This is a genomic window from Rhizobium indicum (genome assembly GCF_005862305.2).
GTDB classification, from domain to species: Bacteria; Pseudomonadota; Alphaproteobacteria; order Rhizobiales; family Rhizobiaceae; genus Rhizobium; species Rhizobium indicum.
The window spans coordinates 3,902,508-3,917,656 of sequence record NZ_CP054021.1; the positions used below are offsets into that span (position 1 = coordinate 3,902,508).

General features: G+C 58.5%; 9 protein-coding genes, 1 tRNA gene and 2 pseudogenes. 4 read left to right on the forward strand and 8 right to left on the reverse strand.

The window, feature by feature from the left end; genetic code table 11:
- Nucleotide 1: 1 nt before the first annotated feature.
- Genes FFM53_RS18905 through FFM53_RS18915 form a run of 3 tightly spaced genes read right to left on the reverse strand, consistent with a single transcriptional unit; the run spans nucleotide 2 to nucleotide 5,203 of the window.
- Entirely contained in the window at nucleotides 2-3,004 is a 3,003-nt protein-coding gene (locus tag FFM53_RS18905; protein ID WP_138386847.1) for a trifunctional glycosyltransferase/class I SAM-dependent methyltransferase/polysaccharide deacetylase, read from the reverse strand.
- On the reverse strand, nucleotides 2,998-4,218 hold the full coding sequence (locus FFM53_RS18910) for a glycosyltransferase family 2 protein (RefSeq protein ID WP_138330286.1): 1,221 nt from the start codon (nucleotides 4,216-4,218) through the stop codon (nucleotides 2,998-3,000). The genes FFM53_RS18905 and FFM53_RS18910 overlap by 7 nt, the downstream gene beginning before the upstream one ends.
- Before the next feature lie 31 nt (nucleotides 4,219-4,249).
- The gene (locus tag FFM53_RS18915) at nucleotides 4,250-5,203 is read right to left on the reverse strand and encodes an NAD-dependent epimerase/dehydratase family protein (protein ID WP_138330287.1); all 954 of its coding nucleotides are present in this window, start codon (nucleotides 5,201-5,203) and stop codon (nucleotides 4,250-4,252) included.
- Between the two features lie 919 nt (nucleotides 5,204-6,122).
- On the opposite strand from FFM53_RS18915, the gene FFM53_RS18920 reads away from it, so the two are divergent.
- Nucleotides 6,123-8,438 (forward strand): rhodanese-like domain-containing protein, encoded by a 2,316-nt coding sequence (locus FFM53_RS18920; RefSeq protein WP_138330679.1) that lies wholly within the window; start codon nucleotides 6,123-6,125, stop codon nucleotides 8,436-8,438.
- A gap of 65 nt (nucleotides 8,439-8,503) precedes the next feature.
- Here the strand turns inward: FFM53_RS18920 and FFM53_RS18925 are convergent, their stop codons facing one another.
- Nucleotides 8,504-9,880 (reverse strand): peptidoglycan L,D-endopeptidase MepK, encoded by a 1,377-nt coding sequence (locus FFM53_RS18925; protein WP_138330288.1) that lies wholly within the window; start codon nucleotides 9,878-9,880, stop codon nucleotides 8,504-8,506.
- Nucleotides 9,881-10,068: 188 nt separating this feature from the next.
- Between FFM53_RS18925 and FFM53_RS18930 the strand changes: the two are divergent.
- From FFM53_RS18930 to FFM53_RS18940, 3 genes and pseudogenes are all read left to right on the forward strand, one after another.
- Nucleotides 10,069-10,296, forward strand: a pseudogene (locus FFM53_RS18930) (IS481 family transposase); the annotation flags it as partial.
- Between the two features lie 162 nt (nucleotides 10,297-10,458).
- Nucleotides 10,459-10,908 carry a hypothetical protein gene (locus tag FFM53_RS18935; RefSeq protein ID WP_138387479.1) on the forward strand — a complete coding sequence of 150 codons (450 nt, stop codon included), beginning with the start codon at nucleotides 10,459-10,461 and terminating at the stop codon, nucleotides 10,906-10,908.
- 65 nt (nucleotides 10,909-10,973) lie between these two features.
- Nucleotides 10,974-11,128, forward strand: a pseudogene (locus FFM53_RS18940) (transposase domain-containing protein); the annotation flags it as partial.
- A gap of 957 nt (nucleotides 11,129-12,085) precedes the next feature.
- On the opposite strand, the gene FFM53_RS36365 reads toward FFM53_RS18940, so the two are convergent.
- The 4 genes from FFM53_RS36365 to FFM53_RS18955 all read right to left on the reverse strand — a co-directional run bounded on the left by FFM53_RS36365 (nucleotide 12,086) and on the right by FFM53_RS18955 (nucleotide 15,141).
- Nucleotides 12,086-12,997, reverse strand: coding sequence for a hypothetical protein (locus FFM53_RS36365; RefSeq protein ID WP_246413002.1), 912 nt, complete (start codon nucleotides 12,995-12,997; stop codon nucleotides 12,086-12,088).
- Nucleotides 12,960-13,772, reverse strand: a complete 813-nt coding sequence (locus FFM53_RS36370; protein WP_246413004.1) for an adenylate/guanylate cyclase domain-containing protein — start codon at nucleotides 13,770-13,772, stop codon at nucleotides 12,960-12,962. Before FFM53_RS36370 ends, FFM53_RS36365 begins: the two co-directional genes overlap by 38 nt.
- Before the next feature lie 302 nt (nucleotides 13,773-14,074).
- Nucleotides 14,075-14,151 (reverse strand) — tRNA-Arg (locus tag FFM53_RS18950).
- 207 nt (nucleotides 14,152-14,358) lie between these two features.
- The gene (locus tag FFM53_RS18955; protein WP_138386849.1) at nucleotides 14,359-15,141 is read right to left on the reverse strand and encodes an ATP-binding cassette domain-containing protein; all 783 of its coding nucleotides are present in this window, start codon (nucleotides 15,139-15,141) and stop codon (nucleotides 14,359-14,361) included.
- Nucleotides 15,142-15,149: the final 8 nt, after the last annotated feature.

The window sequence follows — 15,149 nt, forward strand, 5'->3', positions numbered from 1 at the left end:
GTCATCCGATAAAGGCTCCCGGCAGGCCCATAAGTTCAGGGAAGGCTTCAATCGGACGATCGCCGCGGACCTCGAGGCGTGGCAGACCGAAGAAATTGTCGGAAAAGGTGGCTTTCTCCGACCGTGTCGTGAAGCCGACACCGTAACCGGCAAGCGCCAGAATGCCCGGGACCCTGAAGTCCGTCGCGCCATAGGGGAGTGCGATGGATTCCACGAAGGCGCCCAGCCGGCTCTGCAGCGCATTGCGCGATCGCATGGCTTCGGCCAGCAGGGCTTCGTTATCAATCGCACTGGCTGGTGTGTGGGATGCGAGATGGGAGCCGAAGCAGATGCCCTTTTTGTGCAACCCCTGAATATCCGACCACGACATCAGCGGCGCAGGCTCTCCATAGGCCGAATCCCAGTCCGACCGGCCGCCGACTTTATCGGTCACCACGAACACCTCGGCGCTGAAACCATTTTCGGCAAGGATCGGGAAGGCATCCGTCAGGAAATCCAGATAGGCGTCGTCGAAGGTCAGCATGACAGGCCGGCCCTGGATCGGCTTGCCGCTGCGCAGCAGATCCGCGAGCGTCTGCGCCGTCACGGCGTAATAACCCTGGCGCCGAAGGAACTGCATCTGCTTTCGGAAGATCTCAGGCGGCGTGCGGAAGCGCCGGAGTGGCGCGGGTCCTTCGTTTGCGATCCTGTGATACATGAGGATCGGAACCGAGGTCGTGACCTCCGTCGTCCATGCTACCTCGCGGTTGGCGCCAGCCGGCCCCCAGATGATGTGTTTCGCCACATCCGCGTCCAGCGGGGTTCCATGACCCTCGATGCGCAAGACGGGATCGGCCACGGGGCCTTTTCGGAACCGGTGGATGGCGTAGAGTTCGGTCTCGATCGTCTCTTCAAGGGCCAGACCAGTTTGTGCTGCGAGAACCTGTTTGATCGTCCCAACACCGAAGGGATTGCCCCAGTCGAAGCCCGTCCGAGCGGGTTCGTCCTCACGGATATGCGCATGGGCGGTAATCAGACAGCCGTTCGGCTTCAATGCCGCCGCCATCTTCCGGCACGCGGCTGCCAGCATCTCCTCATCCTTCATGTAATAAAGGACTTCGGAGCAGACGACCAGATCCTGTTCTGGCGGGAGATCTTGTCTGACGAAATCGAGAACGTGAAGCTCGACGTTGCTATGGTCGCGGCACCGCTCGACCGCCCTGTCGATGGCCCGTTGGGAAATATCCGTGGCCGTCAGCCGGCCGACCTTTCGGGCCAGCTTTTCGGTGAAAATCCCTTCGGCGCAGGCGAGTTCCAGGGCATTCTTGATCCCTTCCGGGATCAGGCTCAACGTCTGCGCATATTTGACCTGCTCGTAGACCGAGACGTAATTCCATGGATCGGGGCGTTCGAAGATATGTTCCCAGTACTCTTCTTCCGACCGAATGGGGGCAGCCGCCTTTCCCTCCTCCGGCTGCGGCCCGGAGGAATTTGAAAAGCGCGGAGCCGGATCGCGCTGGAGATCCCGCATTATGTCGGACAGGCGGGCGTCGTTGTCTTGTTTGTCGCTAGGCACAGTGGCAAGGAGGGCCTTGCGCCCGACACGCACCAAAAGCCGTTCGAGGCGCCCTCGCCGCCGGCCATTTCGTATGATGAGGCCGCCGAAAGCCCGGTATCCCCGCAGCGCCTCCCTCGTCCAGGAACTGATATAGGCGAACGTGGGCGGCGTCTGCAGATGCGCGTCTGCCTGCATCTCATGCATGATCAGCCTGATCTGCGCCCGGATCGAAAGATCGCCCCAGAGCGGCCCGACAAAGGTGCCGACATGCTGACCGCCTGATAAAGCGTGCATGACGAGCGTATCGGCTTTCCCGGCCTTGGGGATCCTGGAAAGCGCACCGAGCTCGACGCTGACCACCTGGATATTACCGAGCGTGAAGGAGCGCAAAGGGTTCGCGGCAGTGAGCCGCCAACTGACGTTCTCCGTGATCTTCCGCCCGGTGCCGGGGAAGGAATGCCGGTCGATCAGCTTGATGAGCGAAAGGAAAGTCGGCTGCCACTTGTCGAGCGCATCGATGATATCGTCGGGTCGATCGGTGAACAGTCCCGTCTGCAATCCATGCATGATCACGTCGACAAGAAAGCCTTCGTAGCCTGTGGCGTCAGGCATTTCCGGCAGGAGCGCCGCAAGGGCCGCAACATCCGTTGCCGGATCGAGCTTGACCGAGACGACCCAGGCAAGCATGCGCAGCTGGCTGAGGGCGGGCGTAAACCAGCCGGTCTCCGGCCCTTCGGCCGACAGGCATTGCCGCATCCACAGGGTCTGCGCCTTCGTCGTCACGCGAACGGCGTCACGCACCATTTTGACAGGATCGCCGGAGAGCGAGCCGGCTTTCATCCGATAGAAAGCCAGGCACTTGTCGACACGGCGAAATTCGGCACCTGCAAAGGCCATGCGCTGCCAGAGATCCCAGTCCTCGCCGGTCTGCAAGGTCTCATCCATGCCTCCCAAAAGCTCGAAAAGGCTCCTGGGAAACACAACCGTATGGATGGCGAGTGCGCAAAAGGAGGAGAATTCGCGCTTGGCGGCGTCTCCCGTCAGCATGGGCGCCTGTTCTACCTGCATCAGCCTGCCGTCTGGGGCGACGCGGCGGTAGGCGCAATAGGCGATCACGGCTGGAGATGCATCTCCAGCCGCCGGCTGCATGCTTTCGATGAAGGTCGGATCCAGCCAGTCGTCGGCATCCAGCATGCAGAGCAGGGGTGCGGCTGCCAGTCTTGCGGCGTGGTTTCGCGCCGCCGCTGCGCCGGCATTCGGCTGACGGGCAGGGAGAATGCGGCTGTCCGTTTTTGCGATGCCCTCAAGCACCTCCCAGGTGCGGTCGGTCGAACCGTCATCGACCACGACGGCCTGCCAGTTCGATCGCGTCTGCTGCTGCAGGCTGGCAAGACATTCAGCCAGCGTATCGGCTGCGTTATAGGCAGGGACGAGGAATGAAATGTCAGGCGTTGCCGCGATCACCATGCAGGCCTCTTCCATCGCCGCAGAACGTATAGAGCGCCGTTTACGCTTCCGAGCATCTCCTGCTTCAGAAAGAAGTCGTGCGACGTCGCGCCTTTGCGTAGGCGTTTGCGGAGCCGTCCGGCATAATATTTCGGAAAGGAGATGAGGATGCGCCTGAGGTTGCCGCCGTTTCCGGTATTCTGATACTGGACGAGCAGCGCCGCGATATGGCCGCTCATATATTGGTAGATCTGTTTGGCGAGCCCTTTCATATCCTTGCGATGAAAGTGCCAGGATACGGCTGTCGGCTCGTAGCGGCAGACATGTCCATGATGGAGGAGCCGGTTCCAGTATTCGGAATCGCCCGAGCATCCGGCAGCGCCCATATCCAGGCGGACATCGAACAGGCCGACCTCGTCGAAGACCTTGCGGCGGAAGGCCTGACTTGCGCCGGCTCCGATCGTCCAGACTGGAGCGCCATAACGCCTGTGCAGACGATAGAAGTCCTGATCGAAATCCTGCCGCAGATAGCCTCTGCCGAAACTCCAATGCTTTTCGAAGATAAACTGTGCGGGCGTTGCGAGTTCTCCGGGAAGGACCAAGCCGGTTACGCAGGCGATCTCCGGCAGGTCGAACCCCTTCATCAGGTTTTCCAGCCACCGCTCATGGAGGACGACGTCATCGTCCGTAAACGCGACGAATTCGGTTCTCGCCGCACGAACCGCAGCGTTGCGCGCATAATCCAGCCCAACCCGATCTTCACGCACATAGGTTGCGCCCGATTCCTCCACCACACGACGTGTCGCATCACCGGCGGAGGCATTATCCACCACGATGATCTCGATGGGGCCGAGCGACTGTTTGGGGATCGAGGCCAGGCACCGACGTAGCTCCTCCGGCCGGTCCTTGGTGCAAATCAGAATGCTGACGTCGCGGTTGCGCACCGGCGTTTGCGCGACATGACGCGCATGCTCGAGGGTCTCCGGCCGCACATTACGCTCGGCGAGTGCGACAGCCGTCTCGGGCCTTTCGATATAGGTCTGTCCGACGGGAAGACCATCCGACAGAAAGACCACGAGCCCATCGGAGATCGGGGGCGAAACGGCATCGAGACGAGAGGAGGCGAGATCGAGATAGTGAATCGGTACGGGAAAACTCATATCCTTCAGATCGGACGGAATTGGTTCTCGCATCATCACTCTCTCAATCGCACCGTGAACATACGCCGCGCGCATCCAAGACGCGAGTCTCGAAAGCCGACATGGTTTATTCCGCGGCGTGCCTCATTTGTTCCCTGAACCAGTCGAGAGTCATTGCCACGCCCTGTTCGTAGGTGATTTTGCACGACCATTCGGGCATGACATAGTGGGCATTGGTCAAGTCCGGCCGTCTGTTCGTGGGGTCCTGCGGCGGTGACGGCTCGAAGACGATCGGCAGGCCGCCAACGAGCCTGGAGACATATTGCGCGACCTCGAGAACCGAAATCTCCCGATCATTGCCGACGTTCAGAGGCCCCTTATAGTCGGTTTCATTCATCCAGAAATACCGCGCGAAACCATCGACAACGTCATCGACATAGCCCCAGCTGCGAGACTGAAGGCCGTCGCCGAACACGGTAATCGGGCGGCCCGAGAGCGCCTGGGTGATGAAGTTGGAGACCGCGCGACCATCGTCGGAACGTGTCCGCGGGCCATAGATGTTGAAGGGACGAACGATCTTGACGTCGAGCCCCTGGGTGCGCTGCATCTCGAACAGCAGTGACTCCGTGCACCTTTTGCTCTCGTCGTAGGATGAGCGCGGTCCGGTGCAGTCGACCTGGCCTTTGTAGGATTCCGGCTGCGGCGACACCAGAGGGTCGCCATAGACTTCGGATGAGGAGGTAAAACAGAAACGTCCGCCCTTCTTCAGCACATCGAGAAGCCGGAACGCCCCGAGAAGGTTCGCGGAAATCGTCCTCTTCGGCTCCTTCATGTACCACGGCGGCGATGCGGGGGACGCAAGGTGATAGATTTCGTCGAATTTATCCGAGGTCTGCAGCGTCTCGACATCAGATTTCACGAAGTGGAAACGGGGGTCCCGGATGTGCGCGATATTTTCGAAAAGCCCGGTCCAGAGGTTGTCAACAACGACCAGCTTCTGAATGTCCGTCCTCAGCAAAAGTCGATCACACAAGTGCGATCCGATGAACCCAGCCCCGCCAGAAATCAATACGCTTTTCATTGCTTCGTGCCTCGTGACTTGAGATTAAGCTACTTGCTTATTAGCATCGCCTGTAATGCATGACAATTATTTAGAAGAGTTCTAAGAAATACTCGCTTGTTGATGTTAATTGTTAAAAGTACCTACTTTAAGGTGTTTCTGCCGATGCCGCGCTCGATAACGAGCAGCCGGGCCGGACCGGATGCTACAGCCGATCGTCGCGCGATCATCACGACCTGCACGATCTCGACCATCCGTTCCATGAGACGGTCACCATTTGCGGTTCGATCGAAGGAATCGGCATGGTATCGAGAACCTCTCCGACGAGTTCGGGATCCAGAGAGCTGAGGTTGCCTGTGAGAACGGGCATCCCGAATGTGCGCAATATTTTCGAAAGGTCCGGCGCAAAGATTTTCAACAACAACCAGTTTCTGGATATCATTTTCTAAGTAGAAGGCGTTACATAAATGCGATCCAATGAAGTCGATCCAGTTTCTCACATCTTCTCGCCTCGTTACTTGAGAATATATTATTGTTATTACAGTGATCGAAGGTTTTGTATGGGCACGAAGTCCGGGGTGGGTCGGACTTTGGTCTGAGTTTGCGCGCGGAAACGGGCGGCATCGTAGTTCGACCATCCAAACCACGGCGCCCGCGCGCCTTTTCAGGCGGGCAAAGGATAGCGTAACATTTTGCCGGGTTTAGCGTCCGGAAGTGTCTTCGCCTGTTCCAACGGAAGTACCAACTCATTGGCGTACACGTCGACATGCTTTTCGCAGGCGGTGATATGACCAGCGCGAACGGAATAAGCCATATTTCGAAAGAGTTTATTCGTCGGGAGAAGGAAACTGGAGTAAAATAGCGAAGGCCGGAGGAGTGTTCCCGTCGACCGAAGGATCCGCTAAGCGTGGCTTTCGTCACCTCGCTGGAGAGGATGACCATGGGAGACGATCATGCCGAGCGGCGGCTGGTTGCAATTCTCGCCGTCGATATCGTTGGTTATTCAAGACTTATCGAGGATGACGAGGCCGGTACGCTGGCCGCGATGAGGGCATTGCGCTCCGAAGTCTTCGACCCACTGCTCGCGGAATATCACGGACGCACAGTGAAGCTCATGGGCGATGGCGCGATCGTGGAATTTGGCTCCGTCGTGGATGCTGTCCTATGTGCCGTTGCCCTGCAAAAGCAGGTTGCAGCACGCCAGGCGGATATCCTGCCCCAACACCGGCTTCTCTTCCGCATGGGCGTCAATCTAGGCGACGTCGTCGTAGAGGGCGATGATTTGCTGGGCGATGGGGTAAACGTCGCTGCTCGCCTGGAGCAGATATGTGAGTCCGGAGGGCTTTTTGTATCCGGCACTGCTTTCGATCATTTGCAAGGCAAGCTCGAACTGCCGCTTGAATTTATTGGCGAGCAGCATGTCAAAAACATCGCGCGCCCCGTACGCACCTATCGCGTGCTGTTCGATGGAAACGCTCCTCGTTGGCAGTTCAAAATCCGGCGTCTTCGCAGTTGGGGACCGCTCGCGGCGGTGGCTCTGGTTCTGGTGGCTGCTTTCGTTGCAATATGGCTAAGTCCGTGGACGACCAGTGCGGAAACGGCATCGATCGCTCGCATGGCACTCCCGCTGCCTGACAAGCCGTCAATTGCCGTCCTGCCGTTCGACAACCTAAGTTCCGATCCAGAACAGGCCTATTTCGCCGACGGCATGACGGAAGATTTGATCACAGACCTTTCGAAGCTGTCCAGCATCTTTGTTATCGCTCGAAACTCCACCTTCGCCTACAAGGGCAAGCCCATCAAAGTTCAGCAGGTGGCCGAGGAACTCGGGGTCCGTTATATCCTGGAAGGCAGCGTGCGCCGCCAGGGGAACCAGGTCCGCATCAACGCACAGCTCATAGACGCGCTCGGCGGCCATCATCTATGGGCTGACCGCTATAACGGCGCGATGAGCGACATTTTTACGCTTCAGGATAAGGTCATCGGCGAGATCGTGTCTGCGCTCACCGTCAAGTTCACAATGGCGGAGCGATCTCAGTCCGAGCAGGCGGAGACGAATAGCCCGCAGGCTTACGATGCTTTGCTGCAAGGCTGGGATCACCTGCGCCACGACGGCGAGGATGAAACCCTCAAGGCAATTCCCTTTTTCGAAAGGGCGATCGAGCTCGACCCCGGTTACAGCCGCGCTCATGCGGCGCTCGCTTCAGCGAATTGGAGGATTGCCGTTTCCAATTGGGAGGCCGCCAACCTTGGCTTCGAGAGGGCGATGGAACGTGTGGATCGGCACCTGGCTCTTGCGATTCGAAAGCCCAATTCGCTTGCCTATGCGATCTCCGCTGAGGTGCTGGCAAGGCAGGGCCGGTATGCTGACGCCTTCGCCAAAATCAGTCGTGCCATGGAACTCGATTCCAATGATCCCGAAAATCACCTCAGCAAAGCACGAATTTTGAACGCAACGGCCCAGGCTCCGGAAGCCGAACGCGAAGTGCAACGAGCCATGCGTGTCGATCCGCAATATCCGCCGAGCTATCTCAGGGTTCTTGCGATTTCACAGTTCCACCAGGAGAAATATGAGGAGGCGGTGAAGAACCTCGAACTGCTGGTGATCCGGCAATCAGACGTCAGTGAAGACTACGCCACGCTGGTGTCGAGCTTCGGCCACCTCGGGCGGACGGACGGCGTTCAGGAAAACATCGAAAAATACAACGCGCTCGCGGTTCCCGCCGGCTACTCGCCGCTGACGGTGCAGGAACTGGGATGGTACTGGTACGGCGACATTTTCAACTACGATACGACCTATCGCGAGCGCCTGAAGGAGGGCTTGCGCAAAGCCGGAGTGCCGGAGGGAGCGGGCACAGATATTTCCTATGACGAATACGCTCGCCTGATCGGCAAAAGCAACGGGGAATACAATATCAAGGGAGCCACTGAAATAGACGCCGCGACGGCCAAGCGGCTGCACGACCGCGGCGTCAAGCTCGTCGATGTGCGCACCGCTCTGAGCTTTGGTCGCGGGCATGCGCCTGGAGCCATCAACCTATCGGTCGTAGAGGTTTTGGCAAAGGACACGCTGTCGAAGGCCGTGAGCAGGGAGGAGGAAGTGATTTTCTCATGCCACGGCAAATATTGCGGCGATTCCGCCTACGCATCGGCGAAAGCCTTGGTATGGGGGTTTAAGAATGTCTACCACTTTGCCGGTGGTTTTCCCGCGTGGGAGGATGCTCACTACCCCATAGAGACCGCTCCGGGACAATAAGCGGATACCGTGCCTGAAGTCGCATGTCGTAAGAGGTGCTGCGCATCAAGCTCTGATGATTGATGTCAGCCCTCCGGGGGCGACGCAAGCCGGCTCGCATCGAACAGGCCTGTGGCGGCGAGCGGAATGATATCCTCACCTGATGTTGCGACATTCGCCTCCCGATGAACCGTGCGGGGGGAAACGCGAGGCGCGTTCAATCCCATCACCTCGCCGGGAGAATGCAGCGCCCATTTCATCAGCGCCGCGTCGGACGTCGATCCGAAGAAACTTGCTTCTTCCCAGGAAGCGGTCATCGGCAGGGAGGCGATCATATCGGCGCCCTGCCTGGAGGCCTGGTGTGCAACACGGAGGGGTTCGAAGCGCGCGTAGCCCGGCAATGCAGGCGCCGGTTTATCCGGAAGCACATCAATTGGGCCGATCGACGCAGTCTCCAGTTTGTCATCCACATCAGCGTCGTGCTTAAGGGCGGGAGGCCGCATCGCCGGTATCGGAATCGGCAAAGATGAAACATCCCCAGCGGACCGCTTGTCATCCCGCTCGACCGCGCCGGTCTGCAGCGCGAGCGCATTCACCGCTCGGCTTCGGGGCGTGGGTAGCAGCGCCGTCACGAGTTTATTGTCTGTGGTATCGCCGCTCGACCTGGTCGATGCGCCCACCTCTTCGTCTTCTCCAGCGGTGCTGGCGATCTGGATCGAGGTGGGGCCGCCGCGCTTCTTGTAGTTCGCAATCGCCTGATTGTATCCCGGCAGCGGCCGGCCATCGGCCGGGAGATGCATCGTCTGCCCATTCGGGAATATTCGAGCGAGTTCTTGCCGGGACATGCGGGGCCATGCCCTAACGTTACCGACGTCGAGATGCACGAAGGGCGATCCCGAGGTCGGATAATATCCAACACCGCCGCCCTGCATCTGCATTGCAAGCGCCCGCAGCGTCGAAAGCTTCACGCCGGGAACATAGAAATCCATCGCCTTGCCCAGCATGTGCTGGCTCTTCTTGGCGACGCCCGTGCTGCGCGAGCGGTTGCGGAGCATGTTGTTGGTGGTGGGCGAACGATAGGCGGAGACGATGTGGATGTAGTCCTTGCCGCCGCTGCGCTTGTACACCTCCCAGACCAGGTCGAGCAGCCTGGGGTCCATCCGGGTCGGCTCGTTCCTTCGCCAATCGCGCAGAAACCGATTGATCTGGGCGAGGCCCTTTGGATCGAACTTTCCGTCCCGCTTGTAGGTAATCGTGGCCCTCTCGCCCGTATGGGTAAAGAACAGCTTCAGGGCGCGATCTTCCGCCGAGGCAAATGATGCAGAACCGACAAGTGCCGGCAGCGCAAACAGAGCCGGCAGAATAGTCTTCGCGACGAACCGTTCCGCACGCGACAGGAGCGTGGCAATTCGGCCCAAGGCTCCGCCCGATAATCCTTGCACTGGATACTTCAACACGAACAATTCCGTCCTACACCAAACACTCGACGGTGTGCGGGGATCTCCGCATCCATCACGCTCAGTAAAGCCAGCTTATGGTCAATAAATTCCTAACGAGGGGATGCGGAAGGTTGGTGAGTTGAGGATGCGGGCCACCACCCGAGGCGAATTGCGCCCCTGCGCCCATTCATCGGAGCCAAGCACAAATCCGCTTCCACGAGCGTGACGTACTGGTGACCAATCGCGGCCGCATCTGCATGTACCGCAAGAAGATCAATATCTTCACAGTCATGGCCGGCCAGAGGCTCGACATCGAGGAGGTCGATGACGGCGTTTGGCTCGTCAGCTTCATGCGCTATGATCTCGGATATATCGATCTGGAGCAGAGGACTTTGCAAACCATCGACAACCCGTTCGGCACAAGGTTGTCACCCATGTCTTGGGGACGTTCTGTTACCTATGTCTCCGGTATGTACAGGCAGATTTCCGGAACGATGCGGCGGACTCGGATACCCGACAATTAAGTCACCATTGCTCGCCCATGCGACGCCCTGTAGTCTCGTCGTCTCACCGACAGGTCGTTAGTGAAACGCATCGATTCCATGGCAATTCTCTTCAAAACCACAATCAGCGAAAACTCCGCATTCGAGATGATCGAACGGTCACTGTCAGGCGTTTACCAATGTGACGGTTACCTCAATGTAGTTAGCGATGCGGGCGAGACGGCATTGTCTTGGGGTCCGGCAATGCATGCCGAAGAGTTCAAGGCAGAGGTCAGCCAAATCCTACGGCAGACTTGGGATGCTGCCCGCTTCTGGGTCATCTATGAGCGCCGCGAAGACCGGAAGGATCCAGAAGGGACTGACATCCGCAACGCCGCTTTCCGCCTGACGCGCGGATACAGCGGCGTTATCGTTGTCACGCTCAGTCTCCTTGGGAAGCGTGACAGCGCCAATGACCTGGAACTCGTCTTCGTCTGCTTCGAGCAGGATTTTCACAGGAGGAATTTTCGCGTGCGCTACGAGGGTAAGCCGTTACCAAACCAGGATTGATCTTGCTCGAAGACGTGTTGCTCGCGCGCGCGACCGTTCTAAGTTCGATTTGAAGGCGAGGGCAGGGGCAGGAGAACTGGGCGACCATCGCTTCTCTCATGGAGACCTGCAAACTCAATGCCGTCGATCCGCCGACCTATCTGACCGCCACGCTCACTGCCATCGTCAATGGTCACAAGCAGAGCCGTATCGATGAGCTATGCCGTGGAACTGTCCGGTTGAAGAGCCGACCACGGGCTGGTCAAATCCTGGCGGTCTGGGCGTTCAAATTCGCGAGGAAGCCGAGGAAATGACAGACTTCGACTTTGACGACGGCCTGCTTAAGATGCGATGGAACTGGCAACACCATCGCACGCAAGATGCTCCGACAGATTACCTATGCCCATGATCAATCGGGAGATTGGCCGCCCGCGAACCGTCGGTGCCGAGGGTTAAGGGGGATTCCCGAAAAAGAGTTTGAAAAGGGTGCTCCGGATCAGGGGCAGACACCCTTTTCGTGCTGAGTTTTGCAGTCTCAGCGGAACGGAAATTAGCAGAGAGATTGCTGTCTACCATCGGACCGAAGTCCGACTCACTCGCAATAATTCGTCGATGTCAGTGCCAAGGTGACACCATCAATCAATCCGTCCCTCGATCCGTTTGCATGCCCTGCTGACGATCGTCCAAGAGTAGAGCCGGAAGAGCCATTGAACAATTGGCCGGGAGCTTCGCGCTGATAGACAGGCAACAAAAAAGGCCGGGGCGAAACCGCACCGACCTTCTCGACATCGCTCTCCACACCAGTGCCAGTACATCCGTGGTCAAAAGCAGATAAGCGACTTCGGCAGTCGCGAACACTCACGTGGAGCGCTCACCAGCAACGCCGATAAATTGTAGATAGCCGATGATAGTGTCGATTTCAAGAGCGGGAAGAGGACGCGACGATCTTCTAGCCGGCATCACCCGAAACGACGCCGGGGAAAGGCGGTGCGAAGCGCGTTTGCCAGATCAAGTCATCGTGCGACGTTCGCGTGGCCCCGAGCACGGTAGGCGCCACCCAAGCTCATTCGCGGAAAAGTCGATCTGGACTGGAACAGCTCTAATGCAGCACTGCAAGCTTCGCCTGCCTCTTCACAAGGCCTTCGACGGTACCAACAAGCCTCGCGGCCCGCCGCTGGACGTGGCCATCGACGTCCTATCACTCCGGCAATCCCGTTCCCAACAGGCCCTGTTTGAATTTCTCAGTCTGTTCGGCAGTTTCGACAACGATCCCTCGCGCCAAAAACTCCCCGATCGTCAGATCTGGATGATTTTCGCGAACGCTTTTGGCAAGTGCGGCAGCTTCCTGGGAGCGGCCCGCCATAGACAAGCAGGCGATCATTCGGGTGCTGGTATACTTTCCGGGGTTCGGTAGCTGCTTTAGCGCCGCTAGGGCCTGCTCGTAGTCGCCCTTAAAATAGAGAAGATTACCCAAAACTGCGTGATACCAGTGAGGCGGGTAGGGGTTGAGCCGCATCCCTTCTTCGACCAAGGGAAGCGCTTCGTCCATACGGTTTCGCCTTGCCAGAAGTCCGCCGAGCTGGACCAATGCATGGGCGTCACTGGAATTGAGCTTATATGCCAGGCGGAATTCTCTCTCGGAGTTGTCAAAATCCTTCAAGTAAAGGTGAGCGAGCCCGAGTACACGATGGGCGCCAGCCTCTCCCTCGTCTAACTTTACGGCATGACGAGCGAGGGCGATCCCGTCGCGAAGTACAGCCGCCGGCGCGTTGGAATAGCCGCCGACCGCTATCCTCGCCAATGCAAGATGAGAGTGTGCCAGTGCAAAGCCTCCGTCGCCCGCAACCGCTGCTTCGAACATCTCCACTGCCTTGACGTTGTCATCCGGCTCGTAGCCTCTGAGATGCACGAGCCCTCGCAGATAATATTCGTAAGCAGCGAGGCTGGTCGGCGGTCGCCGGATGGACTCTCGATAATCACAGCTTTCGATTTGGCCCGCGAGATTTGCGACAATCATTTTCACGATCTCGTCCTGGATGCTGAAGATATCTGCCGCTTGCCGCTGATATTTCTCAGACCAGACCAACCGCTCCGTGTCGGCTTGGATCATCCGTACCGTGATCCGAACCTCGTCTCCCGACCGGACGCATGTTGCCTGTTACGAGATAGTTGGCGGCGAGCTTGCGCCCAACTTCCTTTAAACCCTCCGAGCGATCACGGAACGCAAACGCTGAGGACACCGCAATCACCGACAGGCTCCTGAATCTTGCCAGACCGGAGATGATGTCCTCAGTAAAGCCGTCGACGAGGAACTCGTTCGCTGCTTCATCTGCGCTTTGGAAGGGAAGGACGGCGACGACGGTTCGAATTGACTGCTCTATTGTGGGAGTGCGAGGCCAATGCCATGCACGCACCGGCCTGGAAATATTTTTCAGATGTAGCAGTCCTCCATCTACAAACAGCCGCTGCAATTCCTCTGGAAGGATGTCGTGCGTTGTTTCTGAGATGCAGATGCCATCCGGTAACGCGTGTTGTTCGAGGCGCGCCGCAACATTCACGCCGTCGCCGAACACATCGTCCTGAGTGATCATGACCTCGGCGTAGTTTATACCAATTCGAATTCGAAGAGGATCGGTGCCACTGGCAGCTACAGCCTCGCTGGCCAGCAGATGCTGTACCTGCAACGCCGTCGAGATGGCGACGGCCGGGCTTTCGAATATCGAGAGTAGGCCATCACCCATAACTTTGATTGTCCGACCGCCACTCTTGAGGATTCGAGGCTTGAGGATCTCTTCTTGCAAGCGACTCACGCTTGCCAGGGCTCCTTCTTCGTCGGCTTCCATCATGCGCGAATAACCGACAACGTCCGCCGTCAGGATGGCCATCAGTCGTCTGGTGGTGGGCGAAGAGGACATCTGTGACAAATCCCGAGTAAACGGCAAGTGCTTCGAATGGAATGTACAGTCTTACGGCACTGATGTCATGCAGCGGGAGGGATAACGCTCCGCAACCCAGCATTGGTTGACCTGCCATTTACGCCGCCTTGGGGGGAAGATGTTGCTCTGCTGCCCTTAAAAGGCTCAGGCGCTGAGCTATCGCGGAAAAAATACCAAACCTCTGCCCGTAGGCGCAAACCTACGCGGGCTTACTAGGCGCATTTTATGGCTAGGGGCAGTCTTCAAAACGGTGGCGCACCCGACAGGATTCGAACCTGTGACCTTTGGAATCGGAATCCAACACTCTATCCAGCTGAGCTACGGGTGCATGCCGAAGGCGGTTTGAATCGCCTGTCCGATGGGTGGTTCTTAGCCTAGCTTGCGGCTGGCTTCAATCGCGAAATTCTCAGAAATACGGGTGCTTGTAGTTTCCAGGGTCTTTTTATCCGTCAGCCTGGGGAACGCTACATAAAAAAACTCCGCCGGCCTTGCGGGCGGCGGAGTGTTGTTGTCGCGGGCTGTTGCCTTGCGGCGGTCAGATCTGCATGGCGCCTGGGCCGGGGATTGCCTTTGGCGGCACCTTGCCGAGGATGATCATGCCGAGGACTTCGTCCTTGGTCACATCCTCGGTGCGGGCGTGGCCCACCACCTGGCCGTTCTTCATGACCGAGACGCGGTCGGCGAGGTCGAAGACGTCGTGGATGTCGTGGCTGATGAGGAAGATGCCGATGCCTTCCTTCTTCAGCTGCTTGATCAGCTCGCCGACCTGCGCCGTCTCCTGGGGGCCGAGGGCTGCCGTCGGCTCGTCCATGATCAGGATGCGGGCGTTGAAGAGGATCGCACGGGCGATCGCCACCGATTGCCGCTGGCCGCCCGAAAGCGCCTTCACCGGCTCCTTGAAGCGCTTGAAGTTGGGGTTGAGGCGCCCCATCACCTCGCGGGCCGAGGCCTCCATCGCGACGTCGTCGAGCGTGCCCCAGCGGGTCTTCAGCTCGCGGCCGAGATAGAGATTGGCGGCGGCGTCGACATTGTCGGCGACGGCGAGCGTCTGGTAGATCGTCTCGATGCCGTATTTCTTGGCATCGCGCGGATTGCGGATGTCGGCAGGCTCGCCGTTGATCATGATCTCGCCGCCATCGCGCTTGTAGGCGCCGGAGAGGATCTTGATGAGCGTCGACTTGCCGGCGCCGTTGTGGCCGAGCAAGGCCACGACTTCGCCCGGGTAGAGATCGACCGAGGCATTGTCCACGGCGTGAATGCCGCCGAAGGAGATCGAGATGTTTTTCAGTTCCACGAGGGGAGTGCGTTGATCAGCCATGTCTGGGG

Bases quoted from the DNA above. Each gene is read 5' to 3' on its own strand.
- FFM53_RS18905 (WP_138386847.1), bottom strand. From the start codon at position 3,004: ATGGTGATCGCGGCAACGCCTGACATTTCATTCCTCGTCCCTGCCTAT.
- FFM53_RS18910 (WP_138330286.1), bottom strand. From the start codon at position 4,218: ATGCGCGCGGCGTATGTTCACGGTGCGATTGAGAGAGTGATGATGCGA.
- FFM53_RS18915 (WP_138330287.1), bottom strand. From the start codon at position 5,203: ATGAAAAGCGTATTGATTTCTGGCGGGGCTGGGTTCATCGGATCGCAC.
- FFM53_RS18920 (WP_138330679.1), top strand. From the start codon at position 6,123: ATGGGAGACGATCATGCCGAGCGGCGGCTGGTTGCAATTCTCGCCGTC.
- FFM53_RS18935 (WP_138387479.1), top strand. From the start codon at position 10,459: ATGGCAATTCTCTTCAAAACCACAATCAGCGAAAACTCCGCATTCGAG.
- FFM53_RS36365 (WP_246413002.1), bottom strand. From the start codon at position 12,997: ATGATCCAAGCCGACACGGAGCGGTTGGTCTGGTCTGAGAAATATCAG.
- FFM53_RS36370 (WP_246413004.1), bottom strand. From the start codon at position 13,772: ATGGCCATCCTGACGGCGGACGTTGTCGGTTATTCGCGCATGATGGAA.
- FFM53_RS18955 (WP_138386849.1), bottom strand. From the start codon at position 15,141: ATGGCTGATCAACGCACTCCCCTCGTGGAACTGAAAAACATCTCGATC.